Source organism: Desulfoconvexum algidum, assembly GCF_055382125.1.
Genome location: NZ_AP042394.1, coordinates 3,188,103 through 3,213,760, shown reverse-complemented (window position 1 = coordinate 3,213,760; position 25,658 = coordinate 3,188,103). Strand labels below are relative to the sequence as shown.

Annotated in this window: 23 protein-coding genes; 9 read left to right on the top strand and 14 right to left on the bottom strand. The window is 45.5% G+C overall.

Annotated elements, in window-relative coordinates; translation table 11 throughout:
- Positions 1-81 precede the first annotated feature (81 nt).
- Together ACZ45G_RS14875 and ACZ45G_RS14870 are read right to left on the bottom strand one after the other, a co-directional pair.
- The gene (locus ACZ45G_RS14875) at positions 82-234 is read right to left on the bottom strand and encodes a hypothetical protein (RefSeq protein ID WP_464179441.1); all 153 of its coding nucleotides are present in this window, start codon (positions 232-234) and stop codon (positions 82-84) included.
- 549 nt (positions 235-783) lie between these two features.
- A complete protein-coding gene (locus ACZ45G_RS14870; protein WP_464179438.1) occupies positions 784-1,086 on the bottom strand; it encodes a hypothetical protein in 303 nt (100 codons plus the stop codon).
- 318 nt (positions 1,087-1,404) lie between these two features.
- On the opposite strand from ACZ45G_RS14870, the gene ACZ45G_RS14865 reads away from it, so the two are divergent.
- The 5 genes from ACZ45G_RS14865 to ACZ45G_RS14845 are packed head-to-tail and all read left to right on the top strand — an operon-like array spanning position 1,405 to position 8,029.
- Positions 1,405-2,652: a hypothetical protein gene (locus tag ACZ45G_RS14865; RefSeq protein WP_464179436.1), complete on the top strand. Its 1,248-nt coding sequence runs from the start codon at positions 1,405-1,407 to the stop codon at positions 2,650-2,652.
- The gene (locus tag ACZ45G_RS14860; protein WP_464179434.1) at positions 2,639-3,214 is read left to right on the top strand and encodes a condensin complex protein MksE; all 576 of its coding nucleotides are present in this window, start codon (positions 2,639-2,641) and stop codon (positions 3,212-3,214) included. The genes ACZ45G_RS14865 and ACZ45G_RS14860 overlap by 14 nt, the downstream gene beginning before the upstream one ends.
- Entirely contained in the window at positions 3,204-6,044 is a 2,841-nt protein-coding gene (locus ACZ45G_RS14855; RefSeq protein WP_464179432.1) for a hypothetical protein, read from the top strand. The genes ACZ45G_RS14860 and ACZ45G_RS14855 overlap by 11 nt, the downstream gene beginning before the upstream one ends.
- Before the next feature lie 3 nt (positions 6,045-6,047).
- Positions 6,048-6,878, top strand: coding sequence for a hypothetical protein (locus tag ACZ45G_RS14850; protein ID WP_464179430.1), 831 nt, complete (start codon positions 6,048-6,050; stop codon positions 6,876-6,878).
- Positions 6,879-6,916: 38 nt separating this feature from the next.
- Positions 6,917-8,029, top strand: coding sequence for a pentapeptide repeat-containing protein (locus ACZ45G_RS14845; protein WP_464179428.1), 1,113 nt, complete (start codon positions 6,917-6,919; stop codon positions 8,027-8,029).
- Positions 8,030-8,080: 51 nt separating this feature from the next.
- On the opposite strand, the gene ACZ45G_RS14840 is transcribed toward ACZ45G_RS14845, so the two are convergent.
- On the bottom strand, positions 8,081-8,362 hold the full coding sequence (locus tag ACZ45G_RS14840; protein ID WP_464179426.1) for a HigA family addiction module antitoxin: 282 nt from the start codon (positions 8,360-8,362) through the stop codon (positions 8,081-8,083).
- A gap of 209 nt (positions 8,363-8,571) precedes the next feature.
- Positions 8,572-8,811 carry a hypothetical protein gene (locus ACZ45G_RS14835; protein WP_464179424.1) on the bottom strand — a complete coding sequence of 80 codons (240 nt, stop codon included), beginning with the start codon at positions 8,809-8,811 and terminating at the stop codon, positions 8,572-8,574.
- 444 nt (positions 8,812-9,255) lie between these two features.
- Here ACZ45G_RS14835 and ACZ45G_RS14830 point away from each other — a divergent pair, with 444 nt between their 5' ends.
- Positions 9,256-10,530, top strand: coding sequence for a 4Fe-4S dicluster domain-containing protein (locus ACZ45G_RS14830; RefSeq protein WP_464179422.1), 1,275 nt, complete (start codon positions 9,256-9,258; stop codon positions 10,528-10,530).
- A 93-nt stretch (positions 10,531-10,623) separates the two neighbouring features.
- Positions 10,624-11,562: a ribosome small subunit-dependent GTPase A gene (gene rsgA / locus ACZ45G_RS14825; protein WP_464179420.1), complete on the top strand. Its 939-nt coding sequence runs from the start codon at positions 10,624-10,626 to the stop codon at positions 11,560-11,562.
- Here the strand turns inward: rsgA and ACZ45G_RS14820 are convergent.
- The 3 genes from ACZ45G_RS14820 to ACZ45G_RS14810 form a co-directional block, all read right to left on the bottom strand.
- Positions 11,527-12,150 carry a hypothetical protein gene (locus ACZ45G_RS14820; RefSeq protein WP_464179418.1) on the bottom strand — a complete coding sequence of 208 codons (624 nt, stop codon included), beginning with the start codon at positions 12,148-12,150 and terminating at the stop codon, positions 11,527-11,529. The two genes, rsgA and ACZ45G_RS14820, sit on opposite strands and share 36 nt — an antisense overlap.
- A 15-nt stretch (positions 12,151-12,165) precedes the next feature.
- Entirely contained in the window at positions 12,166-12,729 is a 564-nt protein-coding gene (locus ACZ45G_RS14815) for a YaeQ family protein (protein WP_464179416.1), read from the bottom strand.
- A 92-nt stretch (positions 12,730-12,821) separates the two neighbouring features.
- Positions 12,822-13,277 carry a universal stress protein gene (locus ACZ45G_RS14810; protein ID WP_464179414.1) on the bottom strand — a complete coding sequence of 152 codons (456 nt, stop codon included), beginning with the start codon at positions 13,275-13,277 and terminating at the stop codon, positions 12,822-12,824.
- Positions 13,278-13,480: 203 nt separating this feature from the next.
- On the opposite strand from ACZ45G_RS14810, the gene ACZ45G_RS14805 reads away from it, so the two are divergent.
- Positions 13,481-15,934 (top strand): SEC-C metal-binding domain-containing protein, encoded by a 2,454-nt coding sequence (locus tag ACZ45G_RS14805; protein ID WP_464179412.1) that lies wholly within the window; start codon positions 13,481-13,483, stop codon positions 15,932-15,934.
- 20 nt (positions 15,935-15,954) lie between these two features.
- On the opposite strand, the gene ACZ45G_RS14800 is transcribed toward ACZ45G_RS14805, so the two are convergent.
- From ACZ45G_RS14800 to ACZ45G_RS14770, 7 genes are all read right to left on the bottom strand, one after another.
- Complete coding sequence (locus ACZ45G_RS14800) at positions 15,955-16,263, bottom strand: antibiotic biosynthesis monooxygenase family protein (protein WP_464179410.1); 309 nt, start codon at positions 16,261-16,263, stop codon at positions 15,955-15,957.
- A gap of 31 nt (positions 16,264-16,294) precedes the next feature.
- Positions 16,295-17,461 (bottom strand): sodium ion-translocating decarboxylase subunit beta, encoded by a 1,167-nt coding sequence (locus ACZ45G_RS14795; protein ID WP_464179960.1) that lies wholly within the window; start codon positions 17,459-17,461, stop codon positions 16,295-16,297.
- Between the two features lie 130 nt (positions 17,462-17,591).
- Complete coding sequence (locus ACZ45G_RS14790) at positions 17,592-19,469, bottom strand: biotin/lipoyl-containing protein (protein WP_464179408.1); 1,878 nt, start codon at positions 19,467-19,469, stop codon at positions 17,592-17,594.
- A 40-nt stretch (positions 19,470-19,509) separates the two neighbouring features.
- The gene (locus ACZ45G_RS14785) at positions 19,510-19,767 is read right to left on the bottom strand and encodes an OadG family transporter subunit (RefSeq protein WP_464179406.1); all 258 of its coding nucleotides are present in this window, start codon (positions 19,765-19,767) and stop codon (positions 19,510-19,512) included.
- 164 nt (positions 19,768-19,931) lie between these two features.
- Complete coding sequence (locus ACZ45G_RS14780; protein ID WP_464179404.1) at positions 19,932-20,603, bottom strand: amino acid ABC transporter permease; 672 nt, start codon at positions 20,601-20,603, stop codon at positions 19,932-19,934.
- 19 nt (positions 20,604-20,622) lie between these two features.
- Positions 20,623-21,417, bottom strand: a complete 795-nt coding sequence (locus ACZ45G_RS14775) for a substrate-binding periplasmic protein (RefSeq protein WP_464179402.1) — start codon at positions 21,415-21,417, stop codon at positions 20,623-20,625.
- A gap of 11 nt (positions 21,418-21,428) precedes the next feature.
- Positions 21,429-21,965, bottom strand: a complete 537-nt coding sequence (locus ACZ45G_RS14770; protein ID WP_464179400.1) for a CD3072 family TudS-related putative desulfidase — start codon at positions 21,963-21,965, stop codon at positions 21,429-21,431.
- A gap of 400 nt (positions 21,966-22,365) precedes the next feature.
- On the opposite strand from ACZ45G_RS14770, the gene ACZ45G_RS14765 reads away from it, so the two are divergent.
- Complete coding sequence (locus ACZ45G_RS14765; protein ID WP_464179398.1) at positions 22,366-25,638, top strand: 7TM diverse intracellular signaling domain-containing protein; 3,273 nt, start codon at positions 22,366-22,368, stop codon at positions 25,636-25,638.
- Positions 25,639-25,658: the final 20 nt, after the last annotated feature.

Here is a 25,658-nt window from a genome sequence, read left to right as displayed (position 1 = left end):
TGAAAAAAAAGGTGAATTTCTCTTTTTGATTGGCTTTTATCAGATAATAACATTTTTTAAATCAATCTGCTTAAGGTGTTTTTATTCTGATTGAGTATTTTTTTTACAAAAATATACACCAAAAAATTTTTGACCAGGGCCTGCTGATTCCACAACAACCGATTCTGTTACTTCATCAACACGGTCCTTTAAGTTGGGTTTTCTGCAATTTTTAGCAAAAAATTCATCAAGCACATTCTCGGCTACAGCGGACCTGTCTCTGAAAAAAATATCTCTGGACACCCCCGTCTTTCATCCAATTCTAATGTTCCGAGTTGACAATTTTCAATGCCACTCAAACTCATTACACCTTCTCCTGCTGATGCTTTATTATTATTTTATCAATATTAATGAACACGTTTCATCCGCAAGCACCCAATCACCAAACATATTGAATAGAGTCCGTGAAATGTTAAAAATTATATTTTTCATGAACAGTCCTATAATAAGTAGGTAACATACATTCAATCCATGCAAAGACCGACGTGGCCGAAAAATACCCGCTCTTTTTTTCCAATATGCTCGCCTGCTATGATTCGGGGGGAGGACCAGATCCAGTAAGGTAATTCTATGGTGGAGCCCACAGGCCGGCACACCCAAAAGCGGCAAATCATTGATATAGGCCACAAGGAACATGGCGCCGGGAAAACTGCTGTCCCGTAATGTATTTCTGTTGCACCTGCCATAGAAATACCCATCGAGGGACATCATCTGGGTCAACACTCATCCCTCCGGTTAATAAAATCAGTTCAACCCGGACTCAGTGCAGCGTTCAAAGGCCTGTTGAATGTAGTGGGAATTATCCGGTGTATATTCCACACTGAATATCATTGAGCCGAAATCATCAATCTTCATAGGTAACAAGGGAGCAAACCCATCTTCAATCAATCCTTCATACACTTCATTTCCTAGAATAATCAGGCCGGTTTTTAGTTTTTTTAGGGGTTTAACAAGGATCGTACCCTTATCATGGGATGCCAGGGATGCTGTCCGCTCAATGGGAGTTCGTTTCATGACCAAGGGAATGGCCCGGGTAGCCGCAACCAAAGCGCCTTTTTAAACCAGAGATTATACAAACTTGCACACATGACCTCAACCACCATATTAAATACTGCCTGTGATACAAGATTGACGGAAAGAATACCGTCATATGCGACATGCAAAGTGATTTTTCCTTCCATGGGATCTTTTTAAGTATGGCAATGTCTCCTTTTAGATCTTTTTTTAATTTTACAGCTCGTCCAGACTGTCCTGTTTACGATCGAGACGATGATCGGGTAAGGGGGTCTTTTTTCTGTTTTTACGGGTTGATTAAGTTCATTATTATTTGTATGAACCAAGTGATAATAGTAAAAAGGATATCCAATGAAACCCAAGGGCTATTTAACCTTTCTGACAAAAAGATGGGACCTGATCGCTGAATTATTTGATCTTGCCAAGGACGGGCCCATGGATCAGGTAACCCTGGTGCAGACCATTCGGTCTCACCATCCTGAAACAAATGTCACGGTTTTAATTGAAAAGCTCTTATCCCATGATGTGATTACCCAGATCCTTTCCGGCCAGACCCTGTATAATTTGAGTTATCTGACAGAACAGATTGTTGAAAATCTGTTAAATGAGCAGCAGCTGGGCCTGTCCGAAAGTATTATTGTTCATTTGAAACAATTTGATGAATTGAGCACAAATTTATTGCAGGCGGTTGAAAACCGGGAGCTGGATCTGCTGATCCGGTGTATCAAAAAGATCAACCGACAGACACAGGCCGTCAAAGCCCAGGCCCTTCACAATTATAAGGCCATCCAGAACATTGTGGCCGAATCAAACAAGAAAAGTACCATTATCCCCCTAAAACAGCGATATGCCGATGTGCTTGAAACCTGGGATCACTATATCACCCCCATGGGGGAACTGATTGATCCCTGGGGGGCCTTTGATGCCAATACCGACCAGGTGGTGGTCCGCCTTGAACGGGCCAGTGATATTCTGGACAGGACCGGGGTTTTGATCAGTGAGCAGGAAAATGTCCACATGGCCAAACACATGGTGGTTGATATGAAGGCCAATTTAATCCAGATTTTTCGATTGTCCAGGGAGATTTTGCAGCCTTTGTATGAGGTGGCAAGGCTTAATTCAAGAGTGACCCGGGGGACGTCTGTGATTTTGGCCTATGCCCGGAAAAATAAATTTAAGGCCATTGAAAAAACAGCCACCATTGAATGGTTTTTCAAGGAACGCTCTCCTTTGTTGAGCAATGATATTGGATTGCTCAAATTTTTTGCCGGGTTCAAGGATATAAAAGAAAATCCTGCGCCGCCAATTTTTATTTTGCCGGGTGGAGAAAGTGCAGAAAGTATGGTGAACCGGGTGCCGCCCTTGAACCGGTATGCGGTGCTAACTGATATCCAAGCAAGCCTGCCCATTGCCGATGCCGTGCAATGGGCCATTGACCAATATCCGACGTTTTCCACCGGGAAAATTTTAGACATTGTCCTGCTGATGATGACGGAAAAAACACTAAAGGTGAAAACGGCGGGAAGCCGGCGTTACCAAACAAAAACCCATGTCATTGACGGCGTGAATATAGGGGTGGAACAGTATGAACACCAATGATCAGGAAGCGACCGATTTACGCTTTGTTAAAGAATTATTTCATCATTTTTCCATGGGATATCACTTGAGTATTGATGATGGAGAACTCTGGGCGGAGTTAACCGCTTGCGAAGGACGATACAGGGAGTTGTTCGATTCATTGGGATATTCTCTTTGCCAGGGCCAGTCAGGGGTCTATTATTTTGAGCCGGATAAAGAACGGGTAACGGTGAATACGGTGAGCAAGAAATTTACCCTTTTCATGGCGGTGCTCTATGATTTTCTGGCAGACCAGGGAAAGGATCCGGTTTCCGCCATCATTGAGGATCATTTTCTGGTGAAGGATCTGCCTCACTTGCGAGTGGATCAGTATCGGCAGATCATGGAAAAGGTAAATATCAAAAATGAGTCAGATTTGATAAATGTCCTTAACCGACTGCAAAAATACGGGTTTTTAGAGCTGCGGGATAATTATTTAATCATGTTCAAAAAGTCTGTGTCCCGGTTTACCTCCTTGTTTGCCGAATTTAATGAACCCTTAAAATCCGAGTACCCGGTTGAGGAAGAATCCGATGACGCCTAACATCCATTACGGTATCCGCAGACTGGTTCTGTTAAACACGGAAAGCTATTCTCTGGGGGATTTTCCCCTTGACAGGCCCTTGTCTATTTCCGCCACAAACAATGTGGGAAAATCAACCGCCATTAATGCGCTTCAGTTTCCTTTCTTGTGCAATCGGCGGGATATGGTATTTCCAAAAGACGAGAAAGAGACCCTGAAATATTATTTCCCCTATGATAACTCCTATGTGCTGAGTGAGGTGTTGACGGATAATGGGTTGTATGTGCTGGGAGCGGCCGGCAACGGTCCGCTGTCCGGATATGAATATCAGTTGTTTGCATTTAAAAAGGAATTGGATCTCGCCGATTTTTTGGTGGATGAGCCGGGTGAAGAACGTAAAAAATCCATAAGAACCCTGAAAGAACTGGAGCGGCACCTGGGGCACACCGATGTCTGGGTAAAACGGCTCAAGCCCAAACAGATGCAGGATGCGCTGATCGGCAAGGAGATCACCATCCAGGGGAATGAAAAGTTTTCCATTGGCCTTTTCCGGCTCAAAAGTCTTACGGATAAAAATTACCGGTTGTTCATGAATGTGTTTAAAAACCTTCTTCATATGAATGATTTTAGTATGGAAGAGGTCAAAATGTTTTTGATCAATGCGCTTTTGCCAAGCTGGGATACGGTTTCCGGTGATTTTATGACCGAATATAGAGAGTATAACCAGTCCTTTGAGAAAGACAGAAATAAGATTGAAACCGCTGAAAGCATTTCCAAAGAGGTGGCAAGGCTTGGCCGTCTGAAAGCTGAACATGATGTTCTCGGCCGTTTTTTAGGGTCTGCCTATAAAATTATTGAGAGCCGGTATCAAGAAGAGCGGGATCTCAAGCGCGCTGCTATCGGGAACTTAAAAACAGAATTTAATGAAATTGAAAGTGTGATCATAAAACTCGGACGAGAAATCGAAATTTTCGGGGAGCAATCCAAGCGGCACTACAAGCAAAAGGAAGACTTGAAAGACAGGCTGGGGGCCTTGGAAAAAAAGGATTTGCACTATCGACTTTCGCCTTCCCTGGAAACCCGGCAGGAACTATTGGTTTCCCTTGAAAAACAAAGGGACAAAATCATTGGTGAACTTGCCAAATCTTCTGTTGATCCGGCCAAACGCATACAGCAAAAAATTAATGTCTGTGAAAATCAGATCGCAAAGCTGAAATCACAATTAAGGCATATCACATCAAATCTTCTTTTTTTGATCCAGGACAGCTTTGATGAATCAGACATTCAAATCTTAATGAAACTGATCAACGAACAAATTTTCACCTCGTTTACAGTGGATGAGGGCGATTTGAATGTCCATAATGAAGCAGGTCTCGTCCAAAGCTTGAAACAGCTTTTGGCTCGCTGTGAAAATGGATTTTACAATGACGGGAATATTATCATCAACCTTGCCAAGCTGGATCCTGTTTCCCTGGACGACTATGTCAATCATGGGCAAATCCAGAACAATTTGGAAAATGCGGTTCAGGATTTAAAAGAACACCAGGGGAATTTGGATATTGCCCTTAATTTTCAAAAAAAAGAACGAGAACGAGAAAAGATTGAAAAAAGGCTCCAGCAACAGGCCCGTGATTTAGTCGACTATGAATGCTTTTTGGAAGAGATAAAAAAGAAACCTGACATTGAACGAGAATATGCGGCGGCCGTCGATTCATTCGATGAGATCGAAGCACAATTAAACAAGATAACTGCAGAAAAATTTGAGCTGGGGCAAAGAAAAATCGGGGATGGGCAAAAAATCAAAGAAAAAGAAACGGCTTTGTTTAATATGGAGAGGGAATTTGGACGAGTCGCCATTGCCAGGGGCTTTGAAGGAGATACCCCTTTTCATGACGCCTATGATCCCAATGGTGTAACTCACAGTGATGGCACTTATCCCCTTCAAATTGAAATCGAAGAGTTAATCCATGAATATGTGGAAAAGCAGGATATTTTTCAAGATACTAAAACACAGATAGAACAAAGTTTTTCCGTTATTGAGGCCCGTGGCGGAAGCAGGTTTGCCGTCGGCCGGGATATTTCAGCGCAAATTTTATCCTTGCAGGAGCAGACAGACAAAGAGAGCATCAAAAATTACAGACAACGTCTTAAAAAGAACCAGGAAGCCAGGAGTCAGGAGCTTGGGGCCATGCTCAAAAATCTGGCAAAGCAGCTGGACCAGTTTAAGTATGAGGTCAACCGGTTTAACACTGAAATGAACAAGCACCAGATTTCCAATATCGAAACCATCAAATTTATTGTGGATGAAGATAATAATATCCTGGGCACCATTAAAAGACTGATCAATGAAGATACTATTTTCGGGGGGAGCCAGCACATTGATAAAACGGTGGAAAATTTGAACCACATCATTACCCAGAAAGGGGTCTCCATATCGCTTCCCAACCTGTTTAACCTGGGGGTATTTTTAAAACTGGAAAATGGAAAAGAGATTGAAAGCTTTGGCAAGGGGAGTATCGAATCCACCGGCACAGACCTTACCATAAAGGTGGTTTTAAATGTCATGCTCCTAAGTCGTATTCTCCATGTAAAACAGAATCATCTGCTCAATTTACCGGCCTACATTGACGAGGCCGGGCAAATAGATCCCATCAATCAGCAAACATTGATTGACCAGTGTGCCAAGGCCGGGTTTATTCCGGTTTTTGCTTCGGTTGAAGCCCAGTCAACCGCAGACTATTGGATCGGCCTGAAAGAGGTGGATGGTAAAATCTGTGTTACCCAGGATGACTGGTTTCGCCTTACACCAAAATCGTCCGAGGCCCCCATAAATGGGGAAATGGGAACTTAGAAAATGAAAAATGCAACCCGAAACCTTTTGTTCAAACTTATTGAGGCCGGGCGGATCAGCAGTTCCAATGTTCCAAAATCCTGCCGGTCGGACATCCTGAATTTAAAGGACCGGGGGTTTGTCGACTGGGAGAAATCAGGGAGGGGAGGGGTTTACACGGTTGAAGACCGGGAGGCCATCATTACCCTGTTGGAAAACACGGGGTATCACGGGTCAACCCAGGCGCTTACCCCCAAAGCAAAAGCGGTGGCGTTTCACCAAGACGCCCATAAAGGCAGGGATGACACGCTTCTTCTCATGCTTTCAGCCACCCAGGAGGTATTTTGGACCAATCATGAGGCAGCGGTAAATCTTTTCAAGATCGTTCAGGACTGCGGCATTGCCTCTCTTCTCATAAAACCCTGTGACAACTGGCAGACCGAAACCCCCATTGCCCTTGTGGAGAACTTGGACTTGCTCGTGTATGCGGATCAATATTTCAAACATATTGCCTTTGACGGCAGTGTTCTTTACTATGGCGGCTGGATATCCAAAAGAACCATTGCCTGGTTAAAAACCTTGAAGAATACCCCTGTAACGATTTTTCCGGACTATGACCTGGTGGGGTTAAATAATTATCTTCTCCTGAAGCAAGAGCTGCCGGATCTGGAAATTTATATTCCGGAAAACCTGGCAGACCTGCTGGTTCGATACGGAGATCCGAAAAGACTGACATCATCAACGGACAGAACGCTCATCGAGCAAACAAGGGATGAAAAGGCCTCGTTTCTTTATGCGCTGCTTTTGAAACATGGAGTTGGCCTTCACCAGGAAGGCTTGATGCTAGGCGATTGAAACTTCAGAATTAAGATTCACTGGAGGGCAAAAGGGCCATGCTGGAAGGGGTCTGCCTTGCCGGAATTCATTTGGGGCCTGTCAATTTAGACCAGGCCCGTCTTGCCGGCGCAGATCTTACCGATACGGTTTTAACCGGTGCCTCCCTTAAACATGCGGATCTGAGCCGCGTCAAGGGCCTGCTGGGTGAACAGCTTGCCATGGCGGATGTCACTGGGGCGATATTGCCCGGGTCCATCGCAGGTTTTGACGGTCTGGGTTCGGTCAAGGAGGCGTCCCAGAATGCGCGCAAGCTTTTTTTTGGCATGCTGCTGGCCTGCGGCTACACAGCCCTGACCGTGGCCACCACCGATGACCTCAGGCTGATGACCAATTCGACCTCTTCGCCCATGCCCATCATTGGTTCCTCCATCCCCATTGTTTATTTTTATTTTAGCGCTCCCTTTTTGCTGGTGGGCCTGTACTGCTATTTGTACCTTTACCATCAGCCAAAGCTTGCCGGACTCCAGACCGGGCTCTCCATTTTTCTGAGCGGGTGGACGGTGCCCCTGACCCTTTTTTTTGTATGGCAGCGATATCTTCGACGCCACGACATGGTGTGGACTTCTGTCCATGTTTTTATGCTCGTGGCAACCATGGGTGCGGGGCTGCTGTTCTATCTCACTGCCAAACAAACCCTGGAGGGCAGGGGGATTGAGTCGGTTCCCGCCCATAAAACAGGGAGCATGTTTTTTTCCTTGAAACATTTTTTGTTTCTGCTTGTTGTCGGCTCCGGGCTGTTTGCTGTTTCTTTTAGTTGTATATACAATACCCCGGATTTTATCTACCGGTCCTTACAGCTGATTGGATTTAGCGCCAATGTGAACTTGAGCGGGCGTAACTTGCGCCATGCCGTTCTCTCCCATGCCTTTCTTGTGAAGGCAGACCTTCGGGGTGCAAATCTTGGATTCGCCGATTTGCGGGGGGCCGATCTCAGGCAGGCCAGCCTCATGGAGATCACCTGGAGCAAAGGGACCCAGCTTGATCTGGCCAATATTTATGGAGTCACCTGGACAAACCAATCGGTAAGACAGGGATTTATAGAACGCGGGGCCGTGGAGATCCAGGATGACGACCAGTGGCAGGGGATGAAAACAATACAGCAAAGATAAGGGTAAACATTACAGTAAGAAAATCAAAACTGATATCAACAGGTTTGGCGTTTATGCAAATGCTGTGACGTTGATATTGCTTTCATTTTGTAACGCTTGCCAAAGATCATATTGGGTTTGCTGAATCAACCAACTTTCAGCGCTGCCACCAAATCCTTTTGAAAGGCGGATTGCCATTTCAGGGGAAATACCAAACCGCCCATTTAATAAGGCAGATAATGTTTTTCGAGAAACACCAAGTCCTTTTGCTGCATCTGTAACCGTTAACCCTAAAGGTTCAAGGCAAAGCGCTCTTATTACTTCACCGGGGTGTGGTGGGTTGTACATCACCATATTTTTACGCCTTAATGATAATCGTTATAATCAACATCAACCAAGGTGTTTAACACCGGAAGAATTCAGGCGGGCCCTGGACATGGCCAAACGATTCAACCTGGAAATTATCCGGTGAACTCAAGAAGAACGACGGTTTTCAGACCCAGGCAATTGCGTGTCATATAGTTTGTTGTCACGGCCTTCGTCGTGTTGGCAGTGTCCGTGTTTTAATGTTTCAAAGACCTGTAATAAACCCGTTCATACCAGGATCGGGTGGTTTTATCAAACACAGCCTCCTGCTCATGAATCAGTCTGGCACAACCGTCTTTCCATGATCCGCAGGCCAGGACAACGGTTTCACCCAGGTTGAACTTCCTGTTACAGGCCTCGCAGCCTTTGGCATTGTGGGTGTTTAATATGTTCAAATCCACAATCCGTGCTTTTTGAAAATCGGATTCAACTGACATGTCGACCCTCCATTTTCTGTTGGTGCTACAAAAAGGCCCGGCTTTCAATTCCAGGCAGAAGATATAACACAATAATAAGCCTTCAATCATAAAATTCAACCCAATTAATTTTGTTAGCAACAACAAACTATTGTTTTTTTGTAGTGTTCAAGAAAAATATAAGCATTCAGCGACACATATCCCTGTGCGCAGGTTTTTGTTTTCTCTTTTTTACGGGTTGATTAAGTTTACTTTTCTTTGTATGAAAAAGAGGACCTCGTTACCAGGAGGAGGAATAAATGTCACCTTTCAAAAAGACAAAATCAGGAATAAAGCCAACCGGTTTGGGGAATCTTATGGCCCTCGGGGGGGGGGGGGCTATTGTGGTCCAAGTGTTAAAACAAAAGTGGAGGCAGAAAAAAAGATCCTGAACTGAGGCTTAATTTTTCAAGGGGTATTGAGACAATGGCACATCACACTGCTAAATCCGATTATTCAGACCTGACAGAACGCTTGAACCGGTTTCCCCAGGGCGCACCACCATCTGAACTGTTGAACAAAATTCTGGCCATGCTTTTTTCGGAACGAGAAGCCCGGCTTGTTTCCCTTCTTCCCATCCGGCCGTTTACGGCCGCCCGGGCCGCGGACATCTGGAAGATGGGCCTGTCCGAGGCCCTGAAAATTCTGGACCAGCTGTCATCCCGGGCCATCCTTGTGGACATCGACCAGGACGGCACCACCCAATATGTCCTGCCCCCGCCCATGGCCGGGTTCTTTGAATTCTCCATGATGCGGATGCGCAAGGATATTGATCAAAAATGTTTGAGTGAGCTTTTTTATGAGTATCTCAACGTGGAAGAAGATTTTATCAAAGATCTGTTTTGCCTGGGGGATACCAAACTGGGCCGGACCTTTGTCCATGAGCCGGTGCTGACCAATGAGAATGCCAGTCATGTGATGGACTACGAGCGGGCCTCTGAAGTTATAAAAACCGCCGAGCACATGGGGATCAGCACCTGCTATTGTCGCCACAAAATGTACCATGTGGGCAAGGCCTGCGACAACCCCATGGACATCTGCATGACCTTTAACACCTCGGCCCGGTCTTTGATAAAATACGGCCATGCACTCAGGGTGGATGTGGTGGAGGGGATGGACCTTCTGGATCAGGCCTATGGGTCCAACCTGGTCCAGTTCGGGGAAAACGTACGGCAGCGGGTGAATTTTATCTGTAACTGCTGCGCCTGCTGCTGCGAGGCCATGATTGCGGCGCGCAGGTTTGCCATTTATAACCCGGTGCATACCTCAAATTTTATCCCGGAAATAAACGATGCCCATTGCACTGGCTGCGGCAAATGTGTGACCGTCTGTCCGGTGGAGGCCATGACCCTGGTGTCGGCCCATGATCCTAAACACCCCAAACAAAAAAAAGCCCGGCTGAACAATGAAATCTGTCTTGGGTGCGGGCTGTGTGTCCGGGCATGTCCCGAGGGCAGCCTGACCCTTGTTCCCCTGGACCAGCGGGTGATCACCCCCTTGAACAGCGCCCACCGTTCCGTTGTCATGGCCATTGAACGGGGAACCTTCCAGCACCTGATTTTTGACAACCGGGTTCTGTTCAGTCACCGGGCCCTGTCCGCTGTTCTGGGGGTGGTTTTAAAATTACCGCCAATCAAACAGATTCTGGCCAGTCAACAAGTAAAATCCCGGTATCTTGAAACACTGATATCACGCCTGTGATCTGGAAAAAGATTCTTCGTTGATTTTGAAGGCCCGGCACTGTATTATAAGGATTCACAGGATTTTCCATATTTAAAGGCGGAGCAAGGGCGGTTGAAAATTAAACAAAAGCGTGGTGAAGAACAAAAAGAGAAAAAGTCCGGGCCTGAGAAAAAGGGCGTGATCGTTTCCCACCACGGGATTGCCGTGGATGTTTTGTTTGAGTCCGGGGAACGGCAGCTGGTCAAGGTGAAGCGGCGGGAAGGCCATGTTGTCGGTGACAATGTGGTGGTAAAAGACCATCGCCTCACTAGATTGCCGCGCAAAACCGAGCTTTGCCGAAGGGATTCAAGGGGCAGCGTGAGAATTGTGGGGGCCAACCTGGATGTTCTGGGGGTTGTGGTGTCTCCCATGCCCATGCCCACCCCCGGGTATATTGATCAGGCCATTGTGGCCGCCAGACAGGCCGGCTTGACGCCGGTGCTGGTGATCAACAAGGGGGACCTTGAAGGGGCAAGGATCTTTGCCGATGAGATTATTGCCATTTATAAAGGGATTGTGGATATTTTTGTGGTGAGCGCAATCACAGGAGAAGGCCTCGATGCACTGGAGAAATACCTGGGGCAGGGGGTTCGCAGTTTTTTTGTGGGCATCACCGGGGTGGGCAAAAGCAGCCTGCTCAACGCCATCTGCCCGGCCCTGGATCTTCGGGTGGGAGAATTGTTTACCGCTGGCAACCGGGGGTGCAACACCACCACGGTTTCCACCCTTCATTCCCTGCCCGGCGGCGGGGAACTGGTGGATACCCCGGGATTTAACGAGTTCGGGCTGGTGGATATTTCCACAGAGGATCTGGCGGGATTTTTCCCCGGGTTTGAAGCTGCCATGGAGGACCGCTGCCGTTTCAGGGATTGCCGCCACCGCACGGAACCCGGATGCGCTGTCTCAAAACGGGTTGAAAGCGGCGAGATAAGCCAGGAACGGTATGACACCTATCTGGATATTTTTGACCAGATCCTAGCCGGAGATGCCAGGTTTAAATTCCGGCGATAATTGATCCAAAAGGGTATAGGATTCATTCAGAAGTTTTTTGCGTGCTGCAGCATCTTTTACATCCTTAAGCTGGCCGTAAATTTTAATATACCGTTGTCGGATGCGCTGGAACATAAATGAATCATGGCATTCTTTAATCCAGTTCATATCCTCGACGGTGACCTCACTTAAAACTTCATCCGGGATATAATCAAAATAATCCATATCCCCGTCCGAAGAGAACTGCCAGATATCATATTTTTCGATGGGCTGATCCAGAAGTTGGGGAATGATGTACAGGTTTGACAGCATCAAATCCGCCAGCATATATTGGGCTTCTTTCCGGCGATCCATTCTATACAGGCTTAGGGCCCAGCAAAGTTTCTGGACGGGTTCACCCACATCATCATTAAAAACGGTCTGGTACCATTCAAAATATTTTTCAGATTTTTTTAAATCATTGAGGACAAAATACAGGGAGAACAATAGATATCTTTTGCCGGCACGGTCATTGATAAGGTCGTATTCCTTTAGTTCCTTATTGAGAGCGGATTTGTAAGCGGATATTCTGCCTTTAATTTTCTTTTCTGTGTCTGGAAAGGTTATCATGGTGTAATCCTCTGGTTATGAATTCTTTCGGCTTTTTAATGCCGCAGGTGCCTGCAAAGTCCGACACGACACCTCACATTCTCCGTTTTTGGCGGAAACGTAGACAATATTATCGGAAATAGTGATGGAAAGATCCATGGTCCGCTTCACCAGGGCGGCCAATGCCTGTATGTTTTTCCAGTCAAACTGAAAAACAGAGACCGCTAAGTCTGTGAACTTTGACCCTTCCTTGGCCCACCAGCTGTCAGACTTTAAGTTAAAGGAATACACCTTGACACCAGGGGCGAGACGGGACGCTTTTTTGATTCTGTCAAAGGCCGGTTCTCCTATGTCTATCCACAAGGACAGCTGATCGTCCAGGGTTTTCGCCCAGATATCGGGCTCTTCCACGGCGGAAAGTCCTTTTGTGAACACCACATTTTTCCGGGCATTCATGCAGAAAGCCAGGACCCTTGCCATCATTCGCTCACTTGATTCAGAGGGGTGCTGGGCAATGGTTAAATCGAAATTGTCATAATGATTTTGATCAATATCGGACAATGAAATTTTTATTTTGTAAATGGTCGGTTTTAATGCCACGCACACACCCCAGTTCGTAAAGATAAAAAGAAGCCACGAATTAACCAATCCGGACGACTGTGTCAACAAGTTTGATGGAAATCAGATGATTATCAGGCTGCAATATCAGGAAAAATGGGGATGGCGGTCACAGGAACTGGGGAGTTTTTCATAACTTTTTCACAGACGCTTCCAAACTGGAAATGTCCTTTTTCTCCACGGGTTGCCATGACAACCTGATCTATTTTTTGGGCTTTAATAAAGGTTATGATTTCCTGGGCCGGGTCCCCGATGGCAATGTGTTTTTCATAAAGGGAACCGTTTCCCATATAGTGTTCGCAAATCTGGTCCAGCCGTTTTCTGGCCGAGTTTTTCGCCTGTTTGACTAATTCAGCAATGTGCTTTTCAGCGGAGTCTCCATACCAGGCCATGGGATGGGCAATCTCCTGGATAACATAGAGTACATAAATCTGAGCGGCATATAGTTTTGTCAGGGATTGTATGTGGGGAAGTGCCTTCTCGGAATTGCCGGAAAAATCAGTGGGCCAGAGAATTTTTTTTATTTCCATGGTACCTGCCTCCAATACCTTCTGTTTAATTTATTGAGATTCCAAGGGAGGATATCCCTTTTTTTTAATCTTAACATAATGGGACCGTTTCCAGAAAACATTTTTACAATGGGTAAAATTAGCATTTCCTCTCCTGTTGTTTTTTTGACGGAAAACGTTTAAAAAGGGAACAATTTAATATTGCAATGGAAAGGATTATTTTTATGGATATAAAAACATCTGCAAAGAGAGTAGATTGCTCGCTTCCCATTTTTGCGGATTTTTTCCTGAAAAAATACAAAAGTCTGGGTATCAATCATCCGGACAAGGCAGCGGAAATTGAAAAATATGTTTTTAAGGATTCTTTTTTACTTGATATCCTTAAGGGCAACAACTTTCTGCTGAAGATTAGCATGCTGAAAATCGTGCCTTTTCCTTTGTTTTCAGGCATTATTGATGAGCTGTTAGATGCTTTTAAAACCGGAGGATTGGCGGATATTCGTTTTGATACCATTGCCCCGATTATCCATGAACACAAGCCGGATCAACTAAAGGCCTTGATTCAAAAAGAGTCTGCTGCAATAAGTGAGGTTCAAGGATATGAACATAAATTTTATTGGTTGAATTATTCTGATTATCTCTCCCTTAAAGAACAGAAACGATTATTTCAGGACTCGGTTTCAGCCTATTACACACATGAAGATCAGATAAAGGAAAACCTGTCCAGGCATGGGATTTTATCGGGCCTGGTAAAAACCGGTTTAAGGCTGGGGCATCCTCAAACAATACCCCTGGCAAAACATTTTATTGAATACCTCATCGACCAGGCGGATTTGGATGAACTGGAATTTGAAGATATCTGCAGTGACTTTCTAGGTGTCATGACAGAGGACCGGTTTGAATTCGATCTTTATTTATCAATAGAATGCAAAAAATTTGATGAGGCACCCAAATGTCTTGACGGTATATACAAAGATCCAGGCGGCGGTCAGCAGTTGTTCCAGGGTTTTCAGGATTTGATTGATAGTGAAATTGATTCAGGCGCAATGCTGGTTCTTTCCTGTCTGGATAAAATGGACAATGATCTCCTGGCAAGCCTTATCAGAATCCTTTTGGATGATAAAGCGCTTAAAAAACGGCTGGAAGCGGTTGACATATACCATTCGTTTCTAGCAGTTTTTCTGTCAATTATCTGGCAGCATACCCGTAAAGAGACCCTGGACAGGCATTTTTGTTCAGATGAAAATATCCGGGAGTGCATCGGCTTTGATTCCGAGCATACCCCTTTTACCCGACCGATTAAAGCGTATCTGTCAGATATCGGCATCAAGTCGGCTGGTAAAATTCTAAATACTTTGCTGGATGATCTCATTGGAAAAAAAAATGACCTGGTTTATTTAGCCGGTAACATTGTCGGTTATATGGATCATTTGAAAGATTCCTCTTTTCTTCCAGCACTTTTTAACGCATTGGTTTATGGGTGTGAAAAAGGGGATGGGTATCTTATTGACGCATCCCGCCTTGCACTGATCCACCTGGAAGACGAAGCCATTGATTATATTGCCGCCAGAATGGATGAACTTGATGATTGTCTGCTGGAAGTTAATGACATAATACGTGATATCGGCAGTACAAAGGCGGAAGATCTCTTGATTGGAAATTTTAACCGGTTCTATAATTACGATAGGATTGAAACCCATCATACCTGCGAAGTGTTATTGAGTCATAGAGCACTTCAATTTCTGGATCAAAAAGTTGGGAAAAAACAGCAGCACATCGATCGGCTGTTCCTGTTGGTCACCATGTTGAACGGAATTGAGGATCCAAGGCTTCAAGATGTGTTTCAATCCCATATGAACCATCAGGAAACCAAGCAGGAAACGATGAACCAGATCATGACCCAGGGGGCATTAAAAAGCCTGACCCTTGAACTGAAATGCAGCAATTGCGGTGATATCAGCGACTATGAATGCAGGAGCATCTATTTTCACGAAGATAAAACCCCTTTTATTGCAGATGAACTGACCTGTATTGCCTGCAATGAAATATCCCAATTCCAGGCCACCCCCAGTGGGAATCTCATGGTTCAGATGGAGTTTATGCGGTTGATGGCCCGGAATAACTCCGAGGAGGGAAACCAGGCCCTTGAAACCGGCGTCATCAAAATAGAGAATTTTGCAGCAAAGGGAAAGAAAATGTCCCTGCCCGACGGCATCAATCTTCATAAAAAGGATATCGCTAAAAATCCCAAAGACCCTTCCAATTATATAGGCCTGGGAAATATTTACAGATTTATCGGCCGGACGGCAGCAGCCAAAAAAATGTATGAAAAAGCGGTTCAATACGGGTCGTGCTATATTGAATCCTACCTGTCCCTGGCAAAGATCGCTGAGGCAGAAGGGGATGCAACGCTTGCCCTGGACTGGCTTGAAAAGGGAAGGCCTTTTTTAAAGCGGCCGATCATCTGCAAAGATATCAATCTTAGCGCAGAGGATATCTATGAACATTATTTGGATGTCCATTATAGCCTGGTGATGGAAACACAAACTCGTATTAAACCCATCAAGCCTTCCGAATGTGTGGCTCCGGGAAAAAAAGTGGCAAAAATAGGCAAGAACGAAAAATGCCCCTGCGGCAGCGGCAAAAAATATAAAAAATGCTGCATGATAAAAAGATAACTCAGGGCGTCTTCCTTTTTTTAATCATAACTGAAAACCTTGTACACCGTTGAGGTGCCGAGCAGGGCATCGACCCTGCCTTCCAGTTCAGCCCGTTCATTGTTACGAAGCCACCAGTTCCAGGCTTCAAGGGTTTTCCATGTGCTGATTACAAGATACTCATTGGGGTCATCCACATTTCTCAGGGTTTCTCCGGAAATATAGCCTGGCTGGCGATGGGCCATGCCCCGGAGTTCAATGAGCATTTCTGACAGGGTCGGCAGCAGGGCGACGTCCATGCCGCTGGTCAGCTTGGGAATTTTTCGGGTCATCAGTGCACGGATGGTCATTTCGTTCTCCTATGATATTTCTTGGCTATTATTACAGCGCCAGGTTTTTTAATGTCAACAATACGCCCGCGGCAACGGCAGAACCGATAACACCGGCCACATTGGGGCCCATGGCGTGCATGAGCAAAATGTTCTGGGGATCTGCTTCCATACCGACTTTCTGGCTGACCCGGGCTGCCATGGGAACGGCAGATACACCGGCTGAGCCGATCAAGGGGTTGATTTTTGTTTCAAACACCAGGTTCATCAGTTTTGCCATGAGAATTCCCGATGCGGTGCCAATGGAAAAGGCGATGGCCCCCAGGAAGAGAATTCCCAATGTTGACAGGTTCAAAAACTGATGGGCGGAAAGTTGGGCGCCAACACCCAGGCCCAGAAGGATGGTGACAATATTGATCAGGGCATTCTGGGCCGTTTTAGACAGCCGGTCCACCACCCGGCATTCCCGCATGAGATTTCCGAACATAAAAAAGCCGATAAGGGGAGCGGCAGTTGGCAGCAGCAGTACACACAGCCCCAGGACAGAGAGGGGGAAAATTATTTTTTCAACTTTCCCCACATGGCGCATCTGTTTCATGCGGATCTTACGTTCAGCCACCGTGGTCAAGGCCCGCATGATGGGCGGCTGGATAAGGGGCACCAGGGCCATGTAAGAATAAGCTGCCACGGCAATGGGACCCAAAAGATGCGGGGCCAGCTGGCTTGACAAAAATATGGCCGTGGGGCCGTCCGCTCCTCCGATGATGCCGATGGAAGCGGCTTCAAAAAGATCAAAATGGATGCCCGGGATAATTTCAGATAAAATTAGTGCCCCGATAAGGGTGGTAAAAATTCCCACCTGGGCTGCGGCTCCCAGCAGCAGGGTTTTCGGATTGGCGATAAGCGGCCCAAAATCGGTCATGGCCCCGACCCCCATAAAAATCAGGAGGGGAAAGACCCCTGTTTTGATGCCGATGGTGTAAATATAGTAGAGAATCCCTCCGGGATCGGACATGGATGCCAGGGGTATATTGGTCAGGATGGCACCAAACCCCATGGGAACCAGGAGAAGCGGCTCAAAATTTTTCTGGATGGCAAGGTATAACAGCAAAAGCCCCACGCCGATCATAAAAAATTGTTTGATCCCTTGAACATCCTCGCCTGTGACGGGGGAAAATAAGCTGAACAGGCCTGTGGAGCGTCCAAAATTGAGAATCATGTCACCAATGGGAGGAAGAAGGGTTTGCCCATTAGCGGCAGAGATCAGTGAAACCAGCAGGAGAAAAATAGTGCCGATGATAATGATAGTTTTTTTCACACTCATGATGGCGTCCTTTGGATCTTGCGGGTCATATCAGGGTCAAAAGCACCTGGCCGGACTGAACCGTCTGCCCCTTGATCACGGCAATTGAGTCGATGGTACCGTTGGCCGGTGCGATTACCGGGGTTTCCATTTTCATGGCCTCGAGAATCACCAGGGTCTCTCCTTCTTTTACCTGATCGCCTTGAACAAACAAAATTTCATATACATTTCCCGGCAGCTGGGCTTTGACCTCAATGACCGGGGGTGCTGCCGGGGCCTCCATCTGTCCGTCTGAGAAGGGGCTGATGTCTGAGACCTTTCCGGTTTCATCCTCGACAATAACCTCATAGGCACTTCCGTCAACGGTCACCTTGAAGTGGGAGGTGGACCAGGTCTCTGGGGTGCCATCCACTGAAGTGACGTCTGGAGTGACATCTGGGGTGGGATCAACAGGTTTGGGATCCAGGGATTTTGAAACAGGCCCGGGTGACGTCTTGGTCTGCCGGGGTGACAAATCCTCTTTCGGGGGTATCTTGCGGCAGTGGATGGGCCTGTCCCCTTTGAGAAAATCCAGCCCCTTGTTTCCGCCGGGGGTTGTAAGCGCTCCGATGATGAAGATATTTTCTTCGGTCACGGGAAGCCCCTGGGCCTCAAGGATCTTTTTGGCTTTGGGGATGCCCGGTTCCAGAACATCCAGGGGATCTCCTTTAAATACGGGTATTTTGAGCTGCTGGCCGGCGATTTTGACAATATCGGGGTCCGGAGGGAGGGGGGTTCTGCCGAAATATCCCAGCACCATTTTACCGTAACCGTCTGTGATTTTTTTCCAGGGCCCCTGGGTCACATTGGCGTAGGCCTGCTGGAAATAAAACTGGGAAACCGGGGTAACCGATGTTCCGAATCCTCCCCTGGCAATACAGTCTGCCATGGCGGCGATCACACTGGGGTACAGGTGGAGGGTGCCGGTGTCGCGCATCATCATGGTGTTGGCCGTCAATGCGCCTCCGGGCATGGGAGAAAGGATCACTTCCGAGGAGATCTTTTGTGCCTCCGGGGGGAAAAAATAATCCTTTAGACATTCTTCCTGGATGCGGTTGGCTTCCAGGATCTTATGAACATCGATATCCAGGAAGTAGCCGGTCCCTTTGAGTGCATGCCACATGGAAATCATATCCGGCTGGCAGGTGCCGCCGGACAGAGGAGAGCGGGCCAGGCAGACGCCGTCGCAGCCGGCTTCTATGGCGGCCTTGTACTGGACAACGCCAATGCCGGCGGTTTCATGGGTGTGCATCCAGATATCTTCCTGGTCTCCCAGAAGTTTTCTGGCCGCCCGGATCGTGTCGTACACCTTTTGGGGGTTGGCGGTTCCCGTGGCATCCTTGAAACAGATGGAATCATAGGGCACCCCTGAATCAAGGATCTCCTTTAATGTTTTAAGATAAAATTCAGGGTCATGGGCGCCGGTGAGGCCGGGGGGCAGTTCCATCATGGTGATGGCCACCTGGTGATGGAGCCCTGCGTTCTTGATGCACTGCCCCGAGTAAACCAGGTTGCGGACATCGTTGAGGGCATCGAAATTGCGGATGTGGGTCATGCCGTGCCGTTTGAACATCCTGGAGTGGAGGTCAATCATGTCCCTGGGCTGGGCCGAGAGAGCCACCACATTGATGCCCCTGGCAAGGGTTTGAAGATGGGCAGCAGGTCCTGCAGCCGTTCTAAAACGGTCCATCATGGAAAAAGCGGATTCACCGCAGTACAGGAAAAGACTCTGGAACCGGGCGCCGCCGCCTGCTTCCAAATGATGGATTCCGGCTTCCACGGCAGCTTCCACAGCAGGAAGAAAATCGTCTGTCAGGGTCCGAGCGCCAAAAACAGATTGGAACCCGTCTCGCATGGAGGTGTCCATAAATTTTATTTTTTTCATTGGTATCCTTTCCGGTATTAACTTTGAATAAAGTGAATACTTATGGCTGTCTGTAACGGCTGATGCGCTTCCTATGGGCTGCAACTGCCGCACTGATAATGGCAGTAAGCCTGAGGTTATCCCCGGGGGGCTTTGTGTCCCTGGGGGTCAAAGGCCTGTGGGAGGTGATGGCAGCCTCTTTGAGGGTGTATGGTTTGAGCAGCTTTGCAAACAGATGGATGATGACCAGCAGGAGGAGAAGAAACGAAAAAACCACTGTCATTCCCAGCAGGGTTAATTTTAATCCTTGAATAATCATAGGCCTCTCCTTTTTTAAGAAAGCGAACCTGTCATAATTCAGTCTTAACTCACTTAATTTAATATCGAACCCGGGCCCTAAAGTAAAGTTGGAAAATAATTATTTTAGGGCAGGAAGAGACCCCTTTGAATATTGATGGGCGAAAATCTTATTATCTAATCATATTATCTTTGGGCGATTTTTCCATGAACATGGAATACGCCCTCAAGATACCGGGAGAGAAGGGAGACCGAGTAGGTCATTACAAAATAGAGGATTCCAACCGCCAGGTAGATCTCAAAGGGCCGAAAGGTTCTGGCATATACCATTTGGCCGGATCGGGTCAATTCATTGATGGCAAGAACCGAAACAAGGGAGGTCTCTTTGAGTTGGGAGGAAAAAGAATTCATCAGGGGAGGAATGGCTACCTGGAGCGCCTGGGGAAGAATCACATGGCGAAGGGTCTGGAATTTAGAAAGCCCCAGAGAAACTGCTGCTTCCTGTTGTCCTTTTTCGACAGAATACAGGCTACCGCGAATAATTTCAGAAATATAGGCGCCGCCGCACAAACCAATCCCCAGGCAGGCGGCGACAAAATTGTCGATGGTAATGCCGATGGAAGGCAGGCCGTAATAGATAAAAAAAAGTTGAATCAGCAAAGGGGTGCCCCGGAAAATTTCCACATAGGGAGTGAAAAGTTTTCCGGTCCACCCCGACTCGGCACGGGCAACCCCCACCACAAGACCGATGGTCAATGCGATCAGGAACGAGATGGCTGTTATCTGCAGGGTGATACTCGCCCCGGCAAGCAGCTCCCGGTGATTCCTCAGAATAATGTCTATTTGGAATGCATCCATCGAGTCTACCAGCTCCAGGTTATAGGGACTTGTCCTGGTTGACAGTCAGCCAGCGGTCATAGATTTTGGTGTTGGTGCCATCGGCCTTTATCTTTGCAAGGGCTGTGTCAATTTTGGATGTCAGGGCATCTGCTCCCTTGGGAAGGGCGATGCCGATGGGGGTGGAACTTAAGGGAGAACCCACAATTTTAAAACCGGGATCTTTTTTAATCTGGACAACGGCATAGGCCAACCCGGAAACAAGCGCATCGATTCGTTTGAATTTTAGATCCAGAAAGGCTTCGGTTGTGTAGTTAAATCGCTTTATTTCTCCGACCTGATCTGCCATGTCGTCCAGGGTGCGTTCACTGCTGGAGGCCATCTGGGTGCCGACCACCTTGTCTTTTAGATCTGCCTTGCCTTGAATCTTGTCATCCTCTTTTCGAACCACAATCACTTCGGTTAGATCCACATAGGCATCACTGAAATTGACCATCTCCATTCTTTTGGCGGTTTTGCCCATGCAGGTGATCAAAACGTCATAGTCGCCTTTTTTCATTCCGGCAATCAAACCCTGCCATTCGCCGTCCATAAATTTTACATGAATTCCCAGTTCTTTACCGATGGCATTGGCAAGATCCACATCAAATCCTTGTAATTCACCGGTCTCGGTTTTAAATTCAAATGGCGGATACTGGGCGCAAAAACCCACCACAAGTTCCCCCTTTTCTTTTATTCGTTCCCAGGAATTGTCCAAAGCAAATCCATTGGCTGTAAAAGCGATCAGGGACAGGAGAATTAAAAGGGAGGATAACCCCATGTTTTTTTTTGTCATTTTTGGTTTCCTTATTTTTCGGTGATTAAAGAGGAGGGATTTTTTTCGTCAATGGCCATGAATTTGAGCGAAATCTTCCGGTCTGAAAGCATACTTTTTAATTCGGTAAAAAAGACGCCGCTCTGGTCAATATACCGAAAATCTTTCAGCTGTACTTCCACGGTATTTATATCTGAGATGACGCCGCCGATGAGTCCGGATGGGGTTTTTGTGACCCCGCAGTTAGGGCTTCCGTCAGCGCCGATGACCCCACAAATTTCATACCCTGCCGCGATAAAGGTCTCTATCTCATCCAAGGACGGGGTCAGTATCTTGCGGCAATGCCGCCTAAAATTCGGGTGGTCATATTGTTCCCGGCACATTCCCCACCGGTTGATTCCAAGATAGGAAGACTCAGGGCAGGGAAGCTGCAAAATACCTGTTCCGTCTTCAATGAATTGATCCATTACTTCCCGCAACACCCCTGGGTACGTTGCCAGGGGACCCACTTTTGCGTTGGCATTAAGGATACAATGGGCAACAATGATAATCTTTTTACTTCTGTTCACAACACGCCTCCACTAAAAATTTCGAGATGGTAAACCAGGAGAGAGGAATAAATCAAATTGTTAAATCGAATGGAAAGGTCATAAACCCAGTGGAAATTTCTATGGTATATTTCCACTGGATCTCAAAACAGATGCAATGAAACGAGCACGCCTTGCATTTATTAAAAAGATTCATACTTGTGCAACGGCTTCTTTGGTAAAGTCCTATTTTTAAATTAGCTCAACAAAAATACTTCTTGAATAAACTTTGATATTGTGTAAATAAAGTCCTATAAAAAAGTAATATAAGTAATATAAGTAATTAAGATTTAATGCTGTCTAATCAAAAAAGGACCTGAATTCATGCTCCTCCTGATTGTGGATATGCAAAAAGGTCTGTTTCCCGAAAAGACCCCGCGGTATGATCCGGAATAGAGATTTTATTATGTGTGATCGAGTCATAATACGGATAAAAGCATTTCAAAGGGAAAAAATACTGTGGGGTTTGCTTATTTTATCTCTTTTTTTCTTTTCCTCTGTAAATTTGTATGCTGCTTCACCTATTTTATTAGAAGAAGGCAAATCCAATTTTCCTATCGGATTACATTTGGAAATACTGGAGGACTCCAAAGGGGAATTGACCATATCCGATGTCATTTCAGAGGATTTTAGCCCTAAATTTATACAGAGCACAGACCCTATACCCAATTATGGATTTTCTACCTGTGCATATTGGGTTCGATTTCAATTAGTTAACCCATACATGCAACCCCGGTCATTATTTTTAGAAAGCAACTGGTCTCATCATGACGCTATTGATTTTTATATCTTTGATGGTGGAAAAAAAATAACTGAAAAAAAAGCCGGTGATCTTTTTCAATACAACCAAAGGGAAATAAAATATCGAAATATTATCTTTCCTTTAGACATCGAACCGGATACGCAGCTTACAATTTATTTGCGGTTTAAATCCGAAGCATCCATGCTCATACCCCTCACCTTATGGGAACCAACCCAATTTTATCAACATACAAATGCCAATAATTATTTTTTGGGGCTTTATTACGGTGCTTTAATTATCATGATTTTATATAATTTATTTATATTTTTTTCCGTAAAAGGAAAAAAATATTATCTATATTATGTTTTTTTTATCAGCAGTCTTTTATTGATTCAAATCACACTCGACGGTTTCGGGTATGAATATTTATGGCCGTCATATCCAAGTTGGGCAAATAAATGCGTAAATATTTTTATTTTAATAGGCGTTTTCTGGGGTACCCTTTTTTGCCAGAAATTTCTCAACACAAAATTCCATGTGCCAAAACTTGATAAATTCCTAACTTTTCTCTTACTGACAACACCGCCAGGTGTTTTAATACTGTTTTTTATTAAGGTATCCATTGCCGGCAAGATTGCATCCAGCGTTGGTGGTTTGTTCTCGATACTCCTGCTCATTACCGGTTTTACTTGCTTATTAAAAGGGGTGCGCGAAGCCCGGTATTTTTTCTTTGCATCCCTCTTTTTGTTTATGGGTATGATTTTAGTCGCACTGGGATATGGCGGCTTTTTAGAGCGCAATTTCATCACCACTTTTGCCGTTCACATTGGTACCACGGTTCAGGCCCTCCTCCTGTCATTTGGTTTGGCAGACCTGATTAACACCCTCCAAAAGGATCATCTGCTTGCCCATGAAGCAAATCTCCAAATGGAGAAACAATTTTCCGAAAAACTCAAACGAGAAATTGATGTAAAGACTCTGGATTTAAGTCAGCAGAAAATAAAACTGGAGCAGGCCAATGAAGAACTGACACAATTAGATACACTAAAGTCGAATTTTTTTGCCAATTTAAGCCATGAATTACGCACCCCGCTAACATTGATCCGAGGATGGACAGAATACATTATTGACGGTGAACAGGGTGATATTTCGAAAGAACAGACACAGACATTAAAAAACATCAATGTTCAAAATTTAAACCTGATGGATAAAATCAACCAGATGCTCAAATTGTCCAAATTCGATGCAGGCATGATGAGACTGGCCCTGAATGAAATTGATATCGATAATTTTATGTATCAGATTATATCCAGTTTTAAGGGGTTAACCGATCACAGTGGCGTTGGACTCAATTATACCTGTGAATTAAAGAACAAAGAAGTGTTAATTGATAAAGAAAAACTTAGAGATACGATCAATAACCTTATCAGGAATGCATACAAATTTACTGAAAAAGGTGAAATTAAGATAACCCTTTCCGGCAATACGGATATGGTTATCATAAAAGTTGCCGATACAGGCGTGGGCATGTCTCAAAAGATGGTTCAAAATATTTTTAAGCGATTCCACCAGGGAGACAGCTCAAAAACCAGATTATATGAAGGGACCGGTCTTGGCTTGGCCATTGTTAAAGATTCGGTAGAGATGATGCATGGCAAAATTTCAGTGGACAGTATTGAAAATGAAGGATCCATATTCACCGTTGAACTGCCCAGAAATCTCGAACAGCTTGAACCGGATGCCAACATTGAAAGACGTAGAGGAAATCGGCGCATAACCGATCACCATTTTGATCATGCGGACCGAAGACAAAAGGCCAGAAGAGAAACGGATCTGGCAAAAATTGACAATTCAGATATTGCTTATATTACAGCAGCAGACAAAAAAGTGTCAGACCTGGGAACCATTCAAAAAATTACGGCTAAAAATTCAAAAGGGACATTGGTCATTGCCGAGGACAGTAAAGGCATTCAGGACTTATTGTGCGGCGTATTAAAAGATTACACATTGCTTGTTGCGCCAAACGGAAAGCTGGCATGGGAAATTATCCAGGAAGAAATACCTGATATCATTATATCCGATATAATGATGCCATTGATGGATGGTTATTCTTTGGTGAAAAAAGTAAAATCAAATAACAAGACCAAAGATATCCCTATCATTTTAATTACGGCATCAACAGATAACAACGACCGGATTAAGGGGCTTCAGATAGGTGCCGATGATTTTTTAACAAAACCATTCCATCATTTGGAACTCAAGGCACGTGTCAAAAACGTTATCAGTCTGCGTAGACTTCATACAGAAAAAACACGCACTGAACAGCTTGAAGTATTCCTGATGACGCTTGCATCCGCAATTGAATCAAAAGACAAATATACCGGTGGGCATGTGGAACGTGTTGCCAACTTTGCAAAAGAGCTGGCGTTCAAAATGAATCTTTCCTTTGATCAAATAAATGATATTTATCTGGGAACGATTGTTCATGATGTGGGCAAAATCGGGATTAAAGACACCGTGTTAAATAAACCCGGAAAACTTACGGATGAAGAGTTTAACCATATCAAGGAACATCCGGATATCGGGAAAAGACTTCTCTCAAAACTTGAATGTGCGCCGGTGGCGGTGAGTATCGCCTATTGTCACCATGAGAAATGGGACGGTACGGGTTATCCTCGCGGAATCCAGGGAAAAGATATTCCTATTGAGGCAAGAATTTCAACCGTTGCTGATTTCTGGGATGCCATAACATCTGACCGCCCATACCGTAAGGCCATGCCCCTTGAAAAGGCAATTTCGATTATGTATGAAGAAAGGGGGAAAACCTTTGACCCGGAATTGTTGGATATTTTCATGGACGGTACTGAAAAATTATACCTTAAATATATAGGTTCAAAATTGCTTAAAAAATAATGAAATTGATCATTTGTTTT